Origin of the sequence: Anaerococcus murdochii (assembly GCF_019957155.1) — a bacterium.
Lineage (GTDB): Bacteria > Bacillota > Clostridia > Tissierellales > Peptoniphilaceae > Anaerococcus > Anaerococcus murdochii.
The window spans coordinates 51,436-66,467 of the sequence record NZ_JAIPME010000001.1 but is presented as its reverse complement, the minus strand read 5'-3'; the positions used below and the strand labels follow the sequence as shown (position 1 = coordinate 66,467).

Below are 15,032 nucleotides of genomic sequence, written 5' to 3'. Positions count from 1 at the left end.
GGAGCAAATCCTTATCATCTGCCATTTTAAAACCTTATCTTTTAAATCCTCAAAATTCATTCCATTCACTCCTAAAAAATCCCTTAAACTTCTACACTAACCGCCTTAATTTCTCTTACATCTACCAATTCTAAACCACGACCATAATCAACCACAGCTACTGGAAGTGTAATAATTCCCTCTTCTAACCTTCCTCTTATAGGTTGCAAATCAACGATTTTAGAATACTGATATATACCATAAAAATCAGCCGTCACTTCTTTATCGTTTAATTCAAGCTTACATTTTTTCATCTTAATCCCCCATTTCATGGTTACAAAAACACTATCAGTTTTATCAGAATAATTAACATCTATAGCATCTAAAGGGGTCTCAACTACTCCACATCGCCTTAACTCGTCTTTTAATTCAAACAATTCAAATTTCAATTCGCTTTCTGGGTCATAGTCAGAAAACCAATCTAAAAAATCTTTTACTTTCATGCCTTGCTCCTCTCAAAGTATCTCTCCAATCCTCTTTCTGCTAAAAACAAAACTACTGCCATAACAAAATACAAAATCGCAACCTGCAAATCATGAAAATCCACAAAAATCCTAAAAACCATCAGCCACAATAGCCAGTCGTTAATATCCTTTTTCTAGTCATTTTCAATACCTCCTAATTTCTTCCAGATTCAATAAAGGGATTACATCGCCGTCAACCTTAAAATCGCACTCGTACTCTACATCGCTTTCTTTCTCATAAAAATAAGCTAAAACATCATCTTCACCGTCATATAAAGATAATTCTTTAATTAAATCTTTTACTTTCATTCTTCAACCTTCCGTTCTATAACAATTATTCCGTGATAATCATTCCATTAATTGCAAGACCTGTAACGATATCTAAAGCTGTCCTCGTATCGCTATATCTACAATTCGGTCTTTTGTGGATTCTAGGATCACTATCAGACCAATCTATAATATCAATCATTGCTTGGCTTAGAAAAATCATTTTGCAACCTTTAGCTACACATAAGTAATAGCAGCCGTTTTTGCCATAACTACCTTTGCACTTTTTAAACCCGTATTTCTCATATTCCTTAACTCTTTAGTTGGTTTTAAGGTCATTCTTCAACCTCCACCAACTCAAAATCTTTCAAATCAGTATCAACTTTTTCTTGATTTCTTCAATCTCTTTAAGGGTAAATTGTTGCTTGGTTCACTACTATGTCTTCTATATGTTAAAATAGAAAAAATCATACTCAATGTAAATAGAAAAATATAAAATATTACCGCTAGTGGACCTCAAATACCTATGTTTCAAATAAACTTCTTCTCTTCCTCCCTATCCTCAGGGTCTGTTTCCGCATATTTAATCGATGCCTTAATCACGTTTAAATCATTTACACTACAAGAACCATTGATATAAAAATTATATTCTTGACTTCGTTGTTTATAACAGCCACTTGCCTAATAATCCATAATGATTTGAAATAAAACAATTTCCTCACAGCCTGCCTGATACCTTATTTCGATATCATATTCATTTTCTTTAGCAATTTTCTAAGCTCATCAATCCTCATAAATCTCCTGTCTCCCATAATCCATAATCGCTTTCTCAAAAGCATCTGGCATACAGAATGGTCTGGCTTTTTCCTCTTTCTCAATCTCTCGATTAAGATAAGTTATAGCCTTCCTCAAATCCTCCACCTTGTTATCTTTTTTCCCAGCCCTAGCAATATACTTAAAAGCATTACCAAGGTTAAAATCAAGATCAAAGGCATCTATCACATCAAAGGCTTCAGTCCTCCACTCTTATAATAATCTGTCTAATTTCTGTCATCTTCTTCTCCCTCAAATATATCTTCTATAAATTTCTTGACTCTTTCTTTTTCCTCGTCGTGTCAAAAGGTCAACCTCGTTAAACATCCATAATCTTGTCATTAAATTCTTCATATTCTTTAAGACAATCCTGCAAAATAATCAATCGTATACTTCAAACTTGCATTATCTTTTATTAAATCAATAATCCCTTTGACACCACTTCGTAATTTTCTTGAATATGGAATTTTCCTAATCCAATATAGCTTAAATAGTTATCTACTAACTCACAATCATCTCCATAATCAGCACTTTTTAAAACAATCTTAATTAATTCATTTATAGATTCATCAGTCATTCTTCAATCCTTTCAATCTCAATCTCGACCCTTGGCCTTTCCTTATCAAAATCCACCCTAGACCCATCATGAGAAACCACAATCTTATAATTATCATCAGCAATCACCCCATAATCGGTTAGTATATCGCAAGTCGCAGCAAGTAAATTAGTTAGATCCACACGATGTTTCGTCTGCCTAAAATACACACACTTAAGATTAATCGGATAATCAATAGCTTTCTTATACTTCCCGTAATCTGCCTCCCGCAATCCCCCGCATACTCCTTGTACCTCTTAGACTGGGTCAAAAAAGGTTGCCCAGTCCTAGAGTTCTGAAAATCTGCATCGAATTTTTCTTAGTCGCAGGATTGCCATATAAGACTAACTTCATCTAATTTTCCACCCACCAATAAGCTATCTGATTAATATTAACAATCCCAAGCTTTGAAAATTTATTAGAATCATCACATCTAATAAATTTTAAATAGCCAGTACGCTCATTCATTTCATAATGGTCAATCTCAATAGTATCGGCCCCGCCATTTATAAATCTAATTACTAAAGTCTTCATCACTCCTCCACAAACCAATAACAAACCTGATTAAAAGAAAACATCCCAATTTGAATGTCATGTTTATAGGCTTTTATGCATCCTAATTCTTCACTCACTTCAAAACTATCAATAGCAATTTTTCTTTCTGTTCCACTCACAAATCCTACAACTAAATTCATACAATCCTCCTATCATCAAAATGGTATCCTTCCATCATCCTGAATCTCGCTAAAATCATCCTCAAAAAAGCCGTCAGATTGATTTTTATTACCTCGGTTAGTATTTACACCCGAATTGCTTTTACTCTCGTCCTGACTTAATCTGGAAAGAAATTCTACATTCTCTGCAACTATGTCAGTAGTATAAACTGTCTTTCCACTTTCGCTATCTTGGTAAGGACCCAGTCTGAATCCTGCCCTCGACAGCACATTGACTGCCCTTAAAAGGTATCTAGATGCATTCTCACCCATTTTTTCCCCAAACAATAATCCTAGGGAAGTCGGCAGTAGGTCTCCCCGTTGCCTCTGCTTCCTCTCTCTTCTCCCTGCTCAACTTTTTATCCACCGCAAGGGTAAAAGTGCAAACCGCCTGATTACTTTGTGTATATCTTAGCTCTGGATCTCTTGTAAGTCTCCCAATTAAAATTACCTTATTCATCAGCATCCTCCTTTTCTTTCTTAATTATGTCTGCCATAACCATAAAGTTTGCCGCAAGAATCTTAGACTTTATGTTACGAAACGAGTACCTTGCTTTTTCCCTTTTTTCTTCGTCCATTCCTTCAAACCATCTTTCAACTTCTATGGTGTTAAGATGTTCAAAAATCAAAGCGGTCAAGACACCTATTTCATCATTAGTTAAATCAATCTTCATCCTTTTTCTCCATTTCGTTAATCTCCCTATTAGCCACATAGCTAACAGTGAAGTCATCGTATTTTTCAACATCCCTTAACATCTCAAGCACATACTTGAAACTAGAAACCTTAACTTTTCTTTCATCCCTAATCACAACTAGGGTATATAGGACATTTCTCCAACCATATTGTTCTATGGCCTTATCAAATAAGTCCCTATCATCAATATTTGAATTGTTTTTAATAAATTGGCAGTAGCAGCGATAAGTCAATTCTTCTTCTCTGCTGCTCTTACTCTTTTCTCTTCTCTCTTGCTCTTGCTCTATATCTTGCTCTTGCTCTGTGTTGCATTTTGTTGCATTGGTGTTGCATTGCAACGCTTGACCGTTCGATTGCAACGCCTTCTGCTTTCTTCTATGCTTCCTTGAACGTCTAGTTGAAGCCGTTTCCGACCCAATCAAGGCTGGCACTTCACTTAGAAAAACATCATCATCCACATACTCAATTAGATCATTAGCATTACAAAAAGCCAAAGTCATTTTTATATCGTCAATTTCTTCGTCGATATCAAGGGCCAACTGGTGATAAATATCTTCGTCAGTCCCCTCAAACTCAATAACTCCCTCATTATTTATGCTTAAAAGCTGGAGCTTAAGGTAGATGATGGTGTAAGTATCACCACCAGCCACCTTTCTAAGCTTCTTCATCTTTCGACTATCAAAGAAGTCATCCTTTAATTTTAACCAATAATACCTCTTATTATCACCCAATTAGACCTCCTTGACAGGCTCAAAATCATCATCAAATAATCCAGATTGCTTATCCACCTCGATAACTTCGCCAGTCTCCTTATCGACATTAGCTGGAGCCTCTTTCTCCTCGACCTCGACCACCTCAGTAGGCTCAAGATCATAATCAACCTGATAAACCCTCTCACCGCTTTCAACAGTCCTAGACTTTTCAAAGTTAGCATTATCAAAGTTAGTCGCCTGTACTAGAGCCTGACTTTCAATAGCCTTAGGTGCATACTTAAGGACTTGGATCAGAGCCGACTTCTTAGCCATAGCATCAAAATTAGTCTGCCAAGGGCTATCACTATAATTAAAAGATTTTGAAAACTTTATCCCATAATTTCTTGCATCGTCCTTTGACATATAAAAGACATCCTGCCCGCCGTCCTTGGTCTGGTAAATTGCATAGTAGCCGATAACATCCCCACTATCGCCAGTCAAGCAAGGCTTATGAGTAATCTCACCAGTCCCATAATCGAAATCAAATTTTTCGTTTTCCCTAACCTCACGGGCTGTAATCCTCTTAAATTGCCCCGTATTATAGGCTAATTTTAATAAACCTCTATAACCAATTTGAAAATTAACTGTAGTAATCCTTTTTTTCTTATTTTCATAAGGGATGAGGTAAGCCTCACCTAATGGTGTATTAAATTCAAGACCAAGCTGGGCTGAATTCATGATTGCAGCAAGTAAAGACTCTTGTGTACAATTAGCAAGTTTAGGATTAGAATTAATAGCAGTAAGTGCAGTCCTTATAAACTTTTCAACTGGTAAGTAAGCAGGGAGGGCATTTTTAATCTCCCCCTCCATAGACTTAAGAAGTCCCCTAACCGTATCTTGCTTTCTTTGTGCTGGTGTCCTAGAATCGTTCTTTTTTTGTAGTGCTTGTTTTGCATTAGTCATGTTTTATCCTCCTAAAATCCCTCTTCTTGTTTTTCTAATTCTGATATTCTTTTCTCGAGTTTTTCCGTCATTTGATAATATTTATTCCTTTGATCTCTAGCTAAATCTAACTGTCCTAGAATCTCATGTTGTTTATTTATAAGCTGAGCCTTTTCAACTCTCAGCCTAGTGATTTCATTTTTTAAAGTCTCGATATAATCTTTTGTTAGATCACTTAAAATATCTGCATAATTTTTGTTTCTCTTACTCACTTATAATCTCCTTCACAAATAAAGCATTGCTATCTTTCAACATCTTCATCAACTCTTTTTCATCTATCCTATGCTTCGCAATTAAGACAGCCCCTATCAATCCCGTTATTTGCATTAAACTAAAAGATGTAGGACGATATTCATCATCTGGGGTAGCCAACACCATCTCGAAACGCTCCATCAAATCTTCTTCGTCAGCTTCCCACACATCATCCATCAACTCATGCATCGATAACTTTAATATTTCTTGCAATAACTTGATACCATTTCTTGAATCTGTTTTATTCATTTACAATCTCCTTCAAATTAAATCTCCTAGACTCTGTAGTTTTTGAAAACTCCTCAAAAATCTCTGGTCTCTCTTTTTTTATTCTCTTAGTGTCAATCCTAGTAGTAGTAAAAGGCTTATAGCTAACCTGTAAAAACTTTGTCGCTCCAAAATCATGGTCTCCTAACTGTAGCTTAATCTCTTGTTCAAACTCCTTTGTCCTAGTCTCCAAATCCTTTATAAGGTCTTTGGTCTCAAGATAGGACTTGAAATCTAACTCATCAACATCTAGATCAATAGAATCTTCAAGACCTCCCTTAAACCTATCTTTAAGAGCCGTATCATACTCAGCCGACCCATCAGGAGCTGGCATCTGACCAGCTAGGACGTAATTTTCCCAAAAATCAACCTCTTGGGCTTTCAACATCTCAATTACTTCTTCGTCCCTCTCAATCTCCCTGATAATAAAATCAGTAGAAAAGATAAGGCAAGCAATATAGCATTTTTCAGCCCCAGTCACCATCATGTAATGGTGACATTGTAATTCATAATTTATAGGGATTTGCCCATCATCCCACTTATCTTTTGCAAAAGGGCTAGTAGTCTTACACTCAAGGATTGCATTTTCCCCGACCACTTCCCTATCAATATCAGCAAGCAGGAACGGATGTTTTTTGCTAGCCATCATGAAGTTATTTCTTCTAACCTTCTTACCAGTCGCCTCTGTAAATCTCCTAGCAACATAATCTTCAAGGTCTCGGCCCTGCCTCATAACTTCGCTATCAAAATCTTTTACAACTTGCCCCGTCTTTTCAAGATAGAGGCTAGCCTTAGATTTCCAAGGATTAAGACCACAGGCGGCCGCAGCATCCGACCCACCCAGGCCCTTAGTCCTCATCTCAAGCCATTCTTCACGGCTTAACTTAGCAACATTAGCAATCTTCTTCATATCAAATCCCTCAAATACTGGCTCTCTTGCAGGTCTCTCTCTGCCTGATACGCTGCTTCCTGACTTGCTTGATACATCAAATCTGGAAAGTGCTTTTCCTCCTCTAAAATCTCAATATCATCTAAATAAACGTCAGTCTCTTCCGCTTCCTTAAACTTATCCTTAACCGCTGCTTTAGTATCACCAAGGTATTTTTTATCAATCTCCTCCATATCAATCCAAACATCGTATTCTTTAGTAAGTGCAAAACTAATCCTCATGCTCTCGCCCTTTCCATTTCTCTACGCTTTTCCTTTATAAGACAATCTCTAAAAAGCACATCTTTATGTGATAGATCACTATCAAAAACTACTAAATTTTTGTTACCAACATAAACTGGCTCATAATCGCCACTTTCAACCGCTTTCTGCACATCTCCATCAAACTTTTTGTAAACATCTTCCAAGTCAATATCAACTTCAAACTCTTTTTCTTGCACAAATTTTATTTTCATAACTTCTCCATATATCCCTTTCTTCTATGCTTCTCAGCAATCGCAACATCCACCAAATTAAGCTTAGCGATGTTATCGTTAGTCATCTTCTTTTTAAGTAAAATTTCTCTAATCTTTTCTAAGCTATCAATTTCCATAACCCTAACAGAGTCATAGAAATCGACTTGATCTTTAGCCTTCATTTTCAATCTCCACTAACTCAAAGTCAGCTAAATCAGTATCGTATTTTTCTTTAATCTCTTCAATTTCTTTAAGAGTAAATTTCTGTTTGAGATTTTCGCTAACAATTCGAGATTTTACAAGCAGCAAATCGTGGGAAATGTATATAGTAAAATATAGCGATTTGCCACCGACAGACCTTCGATACTTATGCTCTAAATAAAACTTCTTCTCTTTCTCTTTGTCCTCAAGCTGCATAAATTCCCTAGTTTTCATATTCCACCTTTTCTTTTCTTCCAAAATTGGTATAATATTCTTATAGTTATTTTTTAAATTGGCTTAGCTTCGGCTAGGCCTTTTTTCTTTATATAATCCACAACCCGCCAAAAAGTGTGATAATCGCAAAAGGTATGCACAAAATCTCACACATAGGAGTAAAACCTCCAATCCCTAAACCCAGCCACATCAGACTTATAAGGGTAACCAAGATTTTCTCGGTAAGCCTAAATTTAATAGCTCCTTCTAATTCCCTACGCTTAATCTTATCTAAAAAATCAAGGTCTTTTTTCCTACTATTCATCAACTCAATTCTTTCTTTTCTCGGTATCTTAAAAACTTGCATTCAATCCTCCTTATAAAACCCATCCACCTTTAAAAGGTGAAATCTTTCCTTCTTCAACCAACTTAAGGCTAAACATATCAACATAAATCATCTGATCACTACCCTTGCCAACAAAAGTAGCCCCGAAGCTATACTTATCAGCCTTAAGACCGCAAACAATAGCATACTCAGTAACACCAAGTATCTTTGCCGCTTCCTTAACTCCTTCATTCTTAACCAATCTTTTCTCCACCTATAAGCACCTCCTGACATTTTAAATGTTATTTTAAAAAAATAATCTCGGACTAATTAACATTTAAAGTGGTATTTTTATTTAAAAAAATATCTTCGATTCTTACCCCAAAATAATTAGCTATTTTTTGTGCCGTCATTAAATTAGTAGTTCCTAGCTTTTCTATCCTTCCAATTGTTTGTTGACTAACTCCTATCGCATCTGCCAACTCTTGTTGGCTAACATTTTTTATAGCCCTGTAAATTTTGATTTTATTATTTATATCAATCACCTCATTTCTGTATCTAATAATATATTACCATTTAAAATGGTATTCGTCAACTATTTCTTTATTATTTTAAATAGTTTTATTTGAAAATACCATTTTAAGTAGTGGTATTATACTATTTAAAATTGTAAAATACTAGTAAAAGGAGGGTTAATTAAATGACAAAACTCACTGAAAATCTAAAACATTACAGAAAATTGAACGGATATACTCAGGAAACAATTGCTCCAAAATTAAAAATCACCACATCCGCCTATGGTATGTATGAACAAGGTAGAAATACTCCCCCATACTCCAAATTGAAAGAATTGTCAGAAATATACAATATATCAATTTCAGAATTAACTGGAGAGCCGAGGGAAAATTTAGAATTTATAGCCCGATCCGTATCAGTCCACACCTACCCCTACATAGATAATTATGTATCAGCAGGCAGTCCGACAACTATAAGCGGTATGGAAAACCTCCCAAAAATCCAAATTCCAGATGAACTAACAGGCAACTATGCAGGAAGCAAAAATCTTTTCTTTTTAAAGGTAAATGGTGAATCAATGAATAAGATAATCCCTAATGACTCAGTAATCGGGATAATCGGCTATGATACCATCTACGACCTAAAAAATGGCGACATAGTGGTATATGCAACCCAAGACGGAGAATATGCTGTCAAATACTTTTACAGGGATGGCAATAAACTTATATTCAGACCAGCCTCAACCAATCCAAACTACTACGACACAATCTTTGATATAAAAGATAACATAAAGATTATAGGAAAAGTAGTCCAATACTCAGTAACGCTATAAATTCATTAGAAGGTAATTATGGGAATAATAAAAAAGCTATTTAAATCGGCCGAAAAGACTCCGATAGATAAAGAAACAAAATACCAGGAATATTTAAAAAGGATAAAAAGTGGAGAAAGGCTTGAGGGGTCGGACTGGGAAGATTTTTGTGAAATCTCAGCCGATAAAGCAATAGACGAAAGAAAAAATAGCAATAATCCGAAATTTCATAGGACTGACCACGAAAAAAAGTTAGAAAGTGAATTTCACAAAAAAAATCATTCAATAATTCAAGACTACGAAAATAGAATATACATTTCAGATAAAGCTGATTACAACAAATTAAAATCCAACCTCGCAGCTTATGATGAATTTAAAAAATTTTGTTACGCCAATGGAGATGGTGGGAAAATATATTTCCAGGATATGTGGGAATTTTGTCATAATTCTAAAAACGATTGTTTTTCATTCAAAGAAACAATATTAAAATATATGCAAAATTTTCTAGACGCTAATCAGGCTGTCCTAGATATAATTGAAATACTTAAAATAAACGAAACTTATTTACAAAAAGACTTAAAACACGAAATAAATTATTGTACACCTCAAGAAATAGGGACAATTATAAAAGAGATGGTTAACAACAAAATAATAACAAGAGAAAAACATAAGAACACTTATTTACTAAAATTAAATGTTAATATTTAGCCGCAAGGCTTAATATATAAAAAATTATAGGAGGAAATTATGAAAAAAATAATCACACTAATGGCCCTAGCCTTGACCCTAACAGCTTGTGGAGGAGATCAAAAACCAAAAGAATCTAAAGAGGAAGTCAAGCAAGAAGAAGTCGCAAAAGAAGAAACAAAGGAAGAAACCAAAGAAGCTGAGGAAGTAAAAGAAGAAGTCCAAAAAGAGAATGAAGATGACATCTACTCCTATGCTGGAAAAACATATAAAAACGAAGGAAACACCATCGAAATAATAAAGGCTGGCAGAGTTGATCAAACATACAAAATAGGTCCAGTAAATCTTACAATATATGGCGTATTAACAGGAAGAATGACAGAGTTTAACGATGAATTAAAAGCCTACTATGACACCGACCAACCAGTAGACGTTATAACAATAGGATACTCTGTAGAAAACACCGAAGATAAAAACATACAATTCTACGTAGGCCAATCCCCTATCACAACCGACACCAAAGAACAAATCGACCCAGACCTATTTGCTGGCCAAGAAGGCGGTGGAGAAATGCTCGGCAAAGTGGAAAAAGAAGGCGTTAACTTATACTATCCAAAGAACGCAAAAGATGTCAAAGAGATTACTTGGCACGTTGCTGATGCAAGCGATGAAAACTTTGCAAACATAGCAGAGGGAATAAAAATCAAATTTACCTTTAATGATAAAGGCAATCAAGTAACAGCAGAAGAACTTAAATAGTACCCAGCCCTATGCTAATCCATAGGGCTAAAAAAAGCCCGAGTAATGGACACTTAAGGTCTGCAAATTTAAACAATCAGACACTAAAAGACAATAAAAAATCCCCGCCCAATAAAGGGCAGGAATCGTACACAATTACCATACCACAACCAACGGTAAAACCCGGGTAAAACATAAAAAAGAAAGGACAAAACAATGAAAAGAGATAGAAAATTCGCCAATGGTGAAGGCTCAATCACCTACGTCAAAGGCAGAAAATCACCATGGTGGGCAAGACTCCCCGCCACCTATGACATAAATGGTAAAGAATATAGACCCACAGTTGGATTTTATAAATCAAGGAAAGAAGCAAAAGCCGCCCTAGACAATTATGTATGTGTAGACGACATAAAAACATTCAGGGAAATTTACGAAGCATATAAAAAGACAGATGATTTTTTAAAACTAAGTTATAAAACAAAAAACAGATACGAGGACGCCTTCCTATCCTTCCACCCTATCTGGAATAAAAACATAATGGAAATAAAAACTATGGAGATGCAAAGATGTATAGATCAGAAAGTAAAAGAAGGATACTATGAAACCATCAACGGCCAAAAAATAAGAAAAGATTACTCCAAAGACTCAATCTCAAGGTTAAAACACGTAGCAAGTAAAATCTACCAATTTGCAGAAAAACATGAATTAGTAGATAAAGATAGAGCAAAACTACTGGATGTAAAAGGTAAAGAAAACACCAAAGAAAAAACTATATTCTACACCCAAGATATAGACAAACTTTTCAAATCTATCCCATACAACCCCGACGCTCGCCACATACTCTGCATGATATTTACAGGGATGAGGACATCGGAATATAGGAAATTAAAAACTATGAACATTGACTTCAAAAAAAGAATCATTAGAGATTTTGGTATGAAAACCAATAAAGGCAAAAGAAGGATAATGTTTATACACGATAGAATCTACGATATATTAAAAGAATTAGCTCAAGAATCAACCACAGGCTATATAGTAGAAAACACAAGAATAAACCCACAAAACCCAAAGCCATCTCATCCAAGTGATACCACCTTTAGAAACACAATCTTTAAAGGAGCACTCAAAAAGGCAGGACTAGAAGAAACAACCCCTATACAATGTAGGTATACCTTCGCCACAATAGCTCATATGTCAGGCATAAGTGATATAGATCTCATGGACTTAATGGGACACGAATCCATAGAAACCACAAAGAAATCTTATATCCAAGTAGTAGATATATATCTATATAACCAGTTCCAAACCTATAATTTTAAAACTGCACTAAAAGCAGGATAAGAAGCAGGGACAAAAATAGAAAAAAGCATAAAAAAACAACGATTATAATTCTACTGGTAACTTACTGGTAACCGTAAAATTATAATCGTTGAAATCAAGCTATTAAAGCTTATTAATTGGTGCGGGATAAAGGAGTCGAACCTTCACGAGAAATTCTCACTAGATCCTAAGTCTAGCGCGTCTGCCAATTCCGCCAATCCCGCATGGGGTGAGTAGTGAGATTCGAACTCACGCTCTCCTGGGCCACAACCAGGTGTCGTAACCAACTGGACTATACCCACCACGTTTGTATCTTCACTATTCATACTGACTATTTAAGTATACAACTTTTATTTACTTTTGTCAAATATTTTTTATTATTTCTTTAGGATTTCCCAAGTTATTAGCCCAGGTCTTTCCTACTGACAAATAATATAATACCATGGATTTAAAAATAATGCAAATTTTTTAAAAATTTTCTTTTTCTATTCTTTGTAGTAAAATATCTACAGAGGTGAATTATGAAAACTACAAGGAAATTAATTTTAAAAATATTTGCAATTGTCATTTCTATAGCCATGGTTGCTCCCTTAGTTTATAATGCAATTCTTTCTATGAAATGATTATCGAAAATATAGAATATTCAGACAAATACAATTTAATTAGGCTTACTATTTCAAAGGAGAAATTTTATGTAGACTACGATCTCTACTACGAAAATGCCTTTGAAATTGATAAGGAAATTGACTTTCCTACCTACAAGCTGATTTTAGCCAATGATGAGTTTAATAGGGCCAAAAATTACGCCTTAAATAAGATTTCTTATTCGCAAAAATCAACCTATGAAATAAGGCAAAAACTAAAAGAACAAAAGTTTTCAGAAGATGTAATAGAAAAAATCATTGCCTATCTTGATTCCTACGGATTTCTCGATGATGAGTCCTATGTCAAGGCCTACATAAGGGATAAGGATGAGATTTCAAACTGGTCTAGGGGCAAGATTCGCTTCATGCTAAAAAGAAAACACATCGATGATAATTTAATCGAAGATTATATCTATATGATTTCTGACGAAAGAGAAGCTGAGAAAGCAGGATTTTTTGCTGATAAGAAGATCAAAAACGACTTTTCTTATGAAAATAGGGCCAAGGTTTTTAGACACCTTGCCAGCAAGGGTTTTGACGTTGACATCATTAACCAAGTCCTAAACGAGAGATTTTCCTGATGCACTTTGTTTATATCTTAAGGTGTGGGGATAATTCCCTCTATACTGGTTATACCAATGATGTCACAGAGAGAGTTAAGGCCCACAATTCAGGCAAAGGTGCTAAGTACACCAGGTCAAGGCTTCCTGTAAGTCTAGTTTATTACAAAAGAGTCGACAGCAAATCCATTGGCCTTAAGCTTGAGGCAAGGATAAAAAAACTTACAAAAAAAGAAAAAGAGGCTTTAGTAAAAGCATTTAACCTAGAAAAGTAAAGATCTTTTCGCAAGGTTAGCTTTTAAACTATCGCCTCTTCTTTTTATTGATAATTCAAAAAGTCCCATGGGAGAAAACCCAAATATTTCTGCCTCTAGACCGTAAGCTTCTGCTGATTTTTTAAAGGTGTCTTTTATCAAATCTTGCCCGTCTGACCTTAAAAAGTCAATAACAACCATTCCTCCGATATTCCTTAATTTCAGATTATAAGCAATAAAGTCAACTAGGTCTAAATTTACATTCAAAAGAAAGTCTTTTTTCCCCTGTTTTGATTTTCTGCTGCCTGTATTAACGTCAATCACAGTTAGAGTCTTAAGTTCATCAACAATAATCGACATATCCTTGTAGGAAATTTCCGATTTTTTTATCTCTCTAATGAGCTTAGCAAAATCTAAAGAATTATTAATATCAAAGTCTTTTAACTCATAATCCTTAAAATTTCCAAGGTATTTTTCCTTTATTGAATTTTCCCTCAAAAGTTTTGGACTTGGTAGGAATTTCTCCTCATTAATTAGCCTATCTTTTTCCGCTAAGATTTCCTTATACAAGTCATCATTTTTTTCCATAGTTTTTTTAAGCTTTGGTCTTTTCCTAAGCGGATATCTAGTTAGAGTGTAGGCCTCATTTTCTATAGAAAAATTTTCGCTTCCTAGGCCTAGCTTACCATTGGCAGGCTCTCTAACATATTGGGCTATGACATTATCCCCTATTTTATAATTGAGAGTTGATTTTAAGAATATAGTTTCTTTTTCGGATATTTCTACAAAATATGCTCCCAGGCTATCAATCTTGTCAAGGACCTTGCCCCTATAGATATTATGAAGAAGAGAGTCATAGAATATGACTTCCATGACTCTCCCATCTACTTGTCTCATTAAGATTTTTTCTTTTTTATCGTCAAAGATTACTTTCACTTCTTAAAAATCCTCTTTACTTTTTCAAAAAATCCAAGGTCTCCTATTGGCTCTGCTTCGCCTTTCATAAGATTATCTATAACATCTTTGAAATATTCATTTTCCTTTACAAAACCTAGATAGGTTGCGGATTTTCCTTGAAGTTTTTCTTTGATAGTTCTTGGATCAAAGCCTTCATCGCAACGATTAATGAAGAAATAGTCTGCGTGAATATCTTTGTCTATTTCATCCTTATCAAGAATTTCTATTTTTATTGCATCCTTAATTGGAAGATATAGGTTATCTAGAATTATAATATCAGCATCTACTTCATCTATAAGATTGTAAACGTCTTGAACCCTAATATCGTATTTTCCTTCAACAAGAGGAGCTATAATAAATTTTAAGTTTGGATTTTCTTCAACAATTACCTTATCCAAGCTACAAAGACCTAGAAAATAGTCTGATATATCATAGCTTATCATCCCGTCCTTCTTGTAATAATCTTCAATATTTGATTGGTCACTCCTAAAAAGAGATGTAAGTAAGACCATCTTATTTTCAGAAAGTCTTTCTGCTAGATTTACCGCAAAATCGGTCTTACCTATACTATTTTTCCCATTTATTAGATATATTTGCATAATTTC

The 15,032-nt window shown here is 34.8% G+C and carries 28 protein-coding genes, 2 tRNA genes and 1 pseudogene; 6 read left to right on the top strand and 25 right to left on the bottom strand.

The genetic code is table 11. The features are described 5' to 3' along the window. Nucleotides 1-83 precede the first annotated feature (83 nt). The 21 genes and pseudogenes from K8P03_RS00445 to K8P03_RS00345 all read right to left on the bottom strand — a co-directional run bounded on the left by K8P03_RS00445 (nucleotide 84) and on the right by K8P03_RS00345 (nucleotide 8,485). Nucleotides 84-482: a hypothetical protein gene (locus tag K8P03_RS00445; protein WP_223417553.1), complete on the bottom strand. Its 399-nt coding sequence runs from the start codon at nucleotides 480-482 to the stop codon at nucleotides 84-86. Nucleotides 483-647: 165 nt separating this feature from the next. Further along, entirely contained in the window at nucleotides 648-812 is a 165-nt protein-coding gene (locus K8P03_RS00440; RefSeq protein WP_223417552.1) for a hypothetical protein, read from the bottom strand. Nucleotides 813-1,553: 741 nt separating this feature from the next. After that, nucleotides 1,554-1,772, bottom strand: coding sequence for a DUF3310 domain-containing protein (locus K8P03_RS00435; protein ID WP_223417551.1), 219 nt, complete (start codon nucleotides 1,770-1,772; stop codon nucleotides 1,554-1,556). Between the two features lie 226 nt (nucleotides 1,773-1,998). Next, entirely contained in the window at nucleotides 1,999-2,160 is a 162-nt protein-coding gene (locus K8P03_RS00430) for a hypothetical protein (protein WP_223417550.1), read from the bottom strand. Then, nucleotides 2,157-2,321, bottom strand: a complete 165-nt coding sequence (locus K8P03_RS11250) for a RusA family crossover junction endodeoxyribonuclease (protein ID WP_223417548.1) — start codon at nucleotides 2,319-2,321, stop codon at nucleotides 2,157-2,159. The genes K8P03_RS00430 and K8P03_RS11250 overlap by 4 nt, the downstream gene beginning before the upstream one ends. A gap of 211 nt (nucleotides 2,322-2,532) precedes the next feature. Then, complete coding sequence (locus K8P03_RS00420) at nucleotides 2,533-2,712, bottom strand: hypothetical protein (RefSeq protein ID WP_223417545.1); 180 nt, start codon at nucleotides 2,710-2,712, stop codon at nucleotides 2,533-2,535. Then, nucleotides 2,712-2,873 (bottom strand): hypothetical protein, encoded by a 162-nt coding sequence (locus tag K8P03_RS00415; RefSeq protein ID WP_223417543.1) that lies wholly within the window; start codon nucleotides 2,871-2,873, stop codon nucleotides 2,712-2,714. Before K8P03_RS00415 ends, K8P03_RS00420 begins: the two co-directional genes overlap by 1 nt. A gap of 15 nt (nucleotides 2,874-2,888) precedes the next feature. Next, nucleotides 2,889-3,351 (bottom strand): annotated as a pseudogene (locus tag K8P03_RS00410) (single-stranded DNA-binding protein). Further along, entirely contained in the window at nucleotides 3,344-3,565 is a 222-nt protein-coding gene (locus K8P03_RS00405) for a hypothetical protein (protein ID WP_223417541.1), read from the bottom strand. Before K8P03_RS00405 ends, K8P03_RS00410 begins: the two are co-directional and overlap by 8 nt. Continuing rightward, nucleotides 3,555-4,316 carry a phage replisome organizer N-terminal domain-containing protein gene (locus tag K8P03_RS00400; RefSeq protein WP_223417540.1) on the bottom strand — a complete coding sequence of 254 codons (762 nt, stop codon included), beginning with the start codon at nucleotides 4,314-4,316 and terminating at the stop codon, nucleotides 3,555-3,557. Before K8P03_RS00400 ends, K8P03_RS00405 begins: the two co-directional genes overlap by 11 nt. Next, entirely contained in the window at nucleotides 4,317-5,240 is a 924-nt protein-coding gene (locus K8P03_RS00395) for a recombinase RecT (RefSeq protein ID WP_223417539.1), read from the bottom strand. It abuts the gene before it with no gap. A gap of 11 nt (nucleotides 5,241-5,251) precedes the next feature. Further along, a complete protein-coding gene (locus K8P03_RS00390; protein WP_223417538.1) occupies nucleotides 5,252-5,491 on the bottom strand; it encodes a hypothetical protein in 240 nt (79 codons plus the stop codon). After that, the gene (locus K8P03_RS00385) at nucleotides 5,484-5,780 is read right to left on the bottom strand and encodes a hypothetical protein (RefSeq protein WP_223417537.1); all 297 of its coding nucleotides are present in this window, start codon (nucleotides 5,778-5,780) and stop codon (nucleotides 5,484-5,486) included. Before K8P03_RS00385 ends, K8P03_RS00390 begins: the two co-directional genes overlap by 8 nt. Then, on the bottom strand, nucleotides 5,773-6,708 hold the full coding sequence (locus K8P03_RS00380) for a YqaJ viral recombinase family nuclease (RefSeq protein ID WP_223417535.1): 936 nt from the start codon (nucleotides 6,706-6,708) through the stop codon (nucleotides 5,773-5,775). Before K8P03_RS00380 ends, K8P03_RS00385 begins: the two co-directional genes overlap by 8 nt. Next, nucleotides 6,705-6,968, bottom strand: coding sequence for a hypothetical protein (locus K8P03_RS00375; protein WP_223417533.1), 264 nt, complete (start codon nucleotides 6,966-6,968; stop codon nucleotides 6,705-6,707). Before K8P03_RS00375 ends, K8P03_RS00380 begins: the two co-directional genes overlap by 4 nt. Next, nucleotides 6,965-7,201 carry a hypothetical protein gene (locus tag K8P03_RS00370; RefSeq protein WP_223417531.1) on the bottom strand — a complete coding sequence of 79 codons (237 nt, stop codon included), beginning with the start codon at nucleotides 7,199-7,201 and terminating at the stop codon, nucleotides 6,965-6,967. Before K8P03_RS00370 ends, K8P03_RS00375 begins: the two co-directional genes overlap by 4 nt. Continuing rightward, nucleotides 7,198-7,383: a hypothetical protein gene (locus K8P03_RS00365; protein ID WP_223417529.1), complete on the bottom strand. Its 186-nt coding sequence runs from the start codon at nucleotides 7,381-7,383 to the stop codon at nucleotides 7,198-7,200. The genes K8P03_RS00370 and K8P03_RS00365 overlap by 4 nt, the downstream gene beginning before the upstream one ends. Beyond that, complete coding sequence (locus tag K8P03_RS00360) at nucleotides 7,373-7,636, bottom strand: hypothetical protein (protein ID WP_223417527.1); 264 nt, start codon at nucleotides 7,634-7,636, stop codon at nucleotides 7,373-7,375. The genes K8P03_RS00365 and K8P03_RS00360 overlap by 11 nt, the downstream gene beginning before the upstream one ends. Nucleotides 7,637-7,724: 88 nt before the next feature. Further along, entirely contained in the window at nucleotides 7,725-7,982 is a 258-nt protein-coding gene (locus K8P03_RS00355; protein WP_223417525.1) for a hypothetical protein, read from the bottom strand. Between the two features lie 10 nt (nucleotides 7,983-7,992). Beyond that, nucleotides 7,993-8,214: a hypothetical protein gene (locus K8P03_RS00350; RefSeq protein WP_223417524.1), complete on the bottom strand. Its 222-nt coding sequence runs from the start codon at nucleotides 8,212-8,214 to the stop codon at nucleotides 7,993-7,995. A 52-nt stretch (nucleotides 8,215-8,266) separates the two neighbouring features. Beyond that, complete coding sequence (locus K8P03_RS00345; RefSeq protein WP_223417523.1) at nucleotides 8,267-8,485, bottom strand: helix-turn-helix transcriptional regulator; 219 nt, start codon at nucleotides 8,483-8,485, stop codon at nucleotides 8,267-8,269. 155 nt (nucleotides 8,486-8,640) lie between these two features. Between K8P03_RS00345 and K8P03_RS00340 the strand changes: the two genes are divergently transcribed. The 4 genes from K8P03_RS00340 (at nucleotide 8,641) to K8P03_RS00325 (ending at nucleotide 12,033) form a co-directional block, all read left to right on the top strand. Next, a complete protein-coding gene (locus tag K8P03_RS00340; protein WP_223417522.1) occupies nucleotides 8,641-9,288 on the top strand; it encodes a LexA family protein in 648 nt (215 codons plus the stop codon). An 18-nt stretch (nucleotides 9,289-9,306) separates the two neighbouring features. Continuing rightward, nucleotides 9,307-9,975: a hypothetical protein gene (locus K8P03_RS00335; protein WP_223417521.1), complete on the top strand. Its 669-nt coding sequence runs from the start codon at nucleotides 9,307-9,309 to the stop codon at nucleotides 9,973-9,975. A gap of 39 nt (nucleotides 9,976-10,014) precedes the next feature. Beyond that, on the top strand, nucleotides 10,015-10,713 hold the full coding sequence (locus tag K8P03_RS00330) for a hypothetical protein (protein ID WP_223417520.1): 699 nt from the start codon (nucleotides 10,015-10,017) through the stop codon (nucleotides 10,711-10,713). 195 nt (nucleotides 10,714-10,908) lie between these two features. Further along, nucleotides 10,909-12,033: a tyrosine-type recombinase/integrase gene (locus K8P03_RS00325; protein ID WP_223417518.1), complete on the top strand. Its 1,125-nt coding sequence runs from the start codon at nucleotides 10,909-10,911 to the stop codon at nucleotides 12,031-12,033. 117 nt (nucleotides 12,034-12,150) lie between these two features. Here K8P03_RS00325 and K8P03_RS00320 read toward each other — a convergent pair. Both K8P03_RS00320 and K8P03_RS00315 read right to left on the bottom strand, forming a co-directional pair. Continuing rightward, nucleotides 12,151-12,236, bottom strand: a tRNA-Leu gene (locus tag K8P03_RS00320). 1 nt (nucleotide 12,237) lies between these two features. Continuing rightward, a tRNA-His gene (locus tag K8P03_RS00315) sits at nucleotides 12,238-12,314 on the bottom strand. Between the two features lie 317 nt (nucleotides 12,315-12,631). On the opposite strand from K8P03_RS00315, the gene K8P03_RS00310 reads away from it, so the two are divergent. Both K8P03_RS00310 and K8P03_RS00305 read left to right on the top strand, forming a co-directional pair. Then, nucleotides 12,632-13,237, top strand: a complete 606-nt coding sequence (locus K8P03_RS00310; protein ID WP_223417516.1) for a regulatory protein RecX — start codon at nucleotides 12,632-12,634, stop codon at nucleotides 13,235-13,237. Then, entirely contained in the window at nucleotides 13,237-13,491 is a 255-nt protein-coding gene (locus K8P03_RS00305; RefSeq protein ID WP_223417514.1) for a GIY-YIG nuclease family protein, read from the top strand. Before K8P03_RS00310 ends, K8P03_RS00305 begins: the two co-directional genes overlap by 1 nt. Here the strand turns inward: K8P03_RS00305 and K8P03_RS00300 are convergent. Together K8P03_RS00300 and K8P03_RS00295 are read right to left on the bottom strand one after the other, a co-directional pair. Continuing rightward, complete coding sequence (locus K8P03_RS00300; protein ID WP_223417512.1) at nucleotides 13,480-14,406, bottom strand: ribonuclease E/G; 927 nt, start codon at nucleotides 14,404-14,406, stop codon at nucleotides 13,480-13,482. The genes K8P03_RS00305 and K8P03_RS00300 overlap by 12 nt on opposite strands. Next, nucleotides 14,403-15,026 (bottom strand): P-loop NTPase family protein, encoded by a 624-nt coding sequence (locus tag K8P03_RS00295; RefSeq protein ID WP_223417510.1) that lies wholly within the window; start codon nucleotides 15,024-15,026, stop codon nucleotides 14,403-14,405. The genes K8P03_RS00300 and K8P03_RS00295 overlap by 4 nt, the downstream gene beginning before the upstream one ends. Nucleotides 15,027-15,032 lie beyond the last annotated feature (6 nt).

Coding starts and splice junctions, on each gene's coding strand:
- K8P03_RS00415 (WP_223417543.1), bottom strand. CDS start 2,873: ATGAATTTAGTTGTAGGATTTGTGAGTGGAACAGAAAGAAAAATTGCT.
- K8P03_RS00380 (WP_223417535.1), bottom strand. CDS start 6,708: ATGAAGAAGATTGCTAATGTTGCTAAGTTAAGCCGTGAAGAATGGCTT.
- K8P03_RS00365 (WP_223417529.1), bottom strand. CDS start 7,383: ATGAAGGCTAAAGATCAAGTCGATTTCTATGACTCTGTTAGGGTTATG.
- K8P03_RS00375 (WP_223417533.1), bottom strand. CDS start 6,968: ATGAGGATTAGTTTTGCACTTACTAAAGAATACGATGTTTGGATTGAT.
- K8P03_RS00405 (WP_223417541.1), bottom strand. CDS start 3,565: ATGAAGATTGATTTAACTAATGATGAAATAGGTGTCTTGACCGCTTTG.
- K8P03_RS00360 (WP_223417527.1), bottom strand. CDS start 7,636: ATGAAAACTAGGGAATTTATGCAGCTTGAGGACAAAGAGAAAGAGAAG.
- K8P03_RS00305 (WP_223417514.1), top strand. CDS start 13,237: ATGCACTTTGTTTATATCTTAAGGTGTGGGGATAATTCCCTCTATACT.
- K8P03_RS00395 (WP_223417539.1), bottom strand. CDS start 5,240: ATGACTAATGCAAAACAAGCACTACAAAAAAAGAACGATTCTAGGACA.
- K8P03_RS00430 (WP_223417550.1), bottom strand. CDS start 2,160: ATGACTGATGAATCTATAAATGAATTAATTAAGATTGTTTTAAAAAGT.
- K8P03_RS00340 (WP_223417522.1), top strand. CDS start 8,641: ATGACAAAACTCACTGAAAATCTAAAACATTACAGAAAATTGAACGGA.
- K8P03_RS00355 (WP_223417525.1), bottom strand. CDS start 7,982: ATGCAAGTTTTTAAGATACCGAGAAAAGAAAGAATTGAGTTGATGAAT.
- K8P03_RS00310 (WP_223417516.1), top strand. CDS start 12,632: ATGATTATCGAAAATATAGAATATTCAGACAAATACAATTTAATTAGG.
- K8P03_RS00295 (WP_223417510.1), bottom strand. CDS start 15,026: ATGCAAATATATCTAATAAATGGGAAAAATAGTATAGGTAAGACCGAT.
- K8P03_RS00325 (WP_223417518.1), top strand. CDS start 10,909: ATGAAAAGAGATAGAAAATTCGCCAATGGTGAAGGCTCAATCACCTAC.
- K8P03_RS00420 (WP_223417545.1), bottom strand. CDS start 2,712: ATGAAGACTTTAGTAATTAGATTTATAAATGGCGGGGCCGATACTATT.
- K8P03_RS00385 (WP_223417537.1), bottom strand. CDS start 5,780: ATGAATAAAACAGATTCAAGAAATGGTATCAAGTTATTGCAAGAAATA.
- K8P03_RS00370 (WP_223417531.1), bottom strand. CDS start 7,201: ATGAAAATAAAATTTGTGCAAGAAAAAGAGTTTGAAGTTGATATTGAC.
- K8P03_RS00330 (WP_223417520.1), top strand. CDS start 10,015: ATGAAAAAAATAATCACACTAATGGCCCTAGCCTTGACCCTAACAGCT.
- K8P03_RS00440 (WP_223417552.1), bottom strand. CDS start 812: ATGAAAGTAAAAGATTTAATTAAAGAATTATCTTTATATGACGGTGAA.
- K8P03_RS00445 (WP_223417553.1), bottom strand. CDS start 482: ATGAAAGTAAAAGATTTTTTAGATTGGTTTTCTGACTATGACCCAGAA.
- K8P03_RS00335 (WP_223417521.1), top strand. CDS start 9,307: ATGGGAATAATAAAAAAGCTATTTAAATCGGCCGAAAAGACTCCGATA.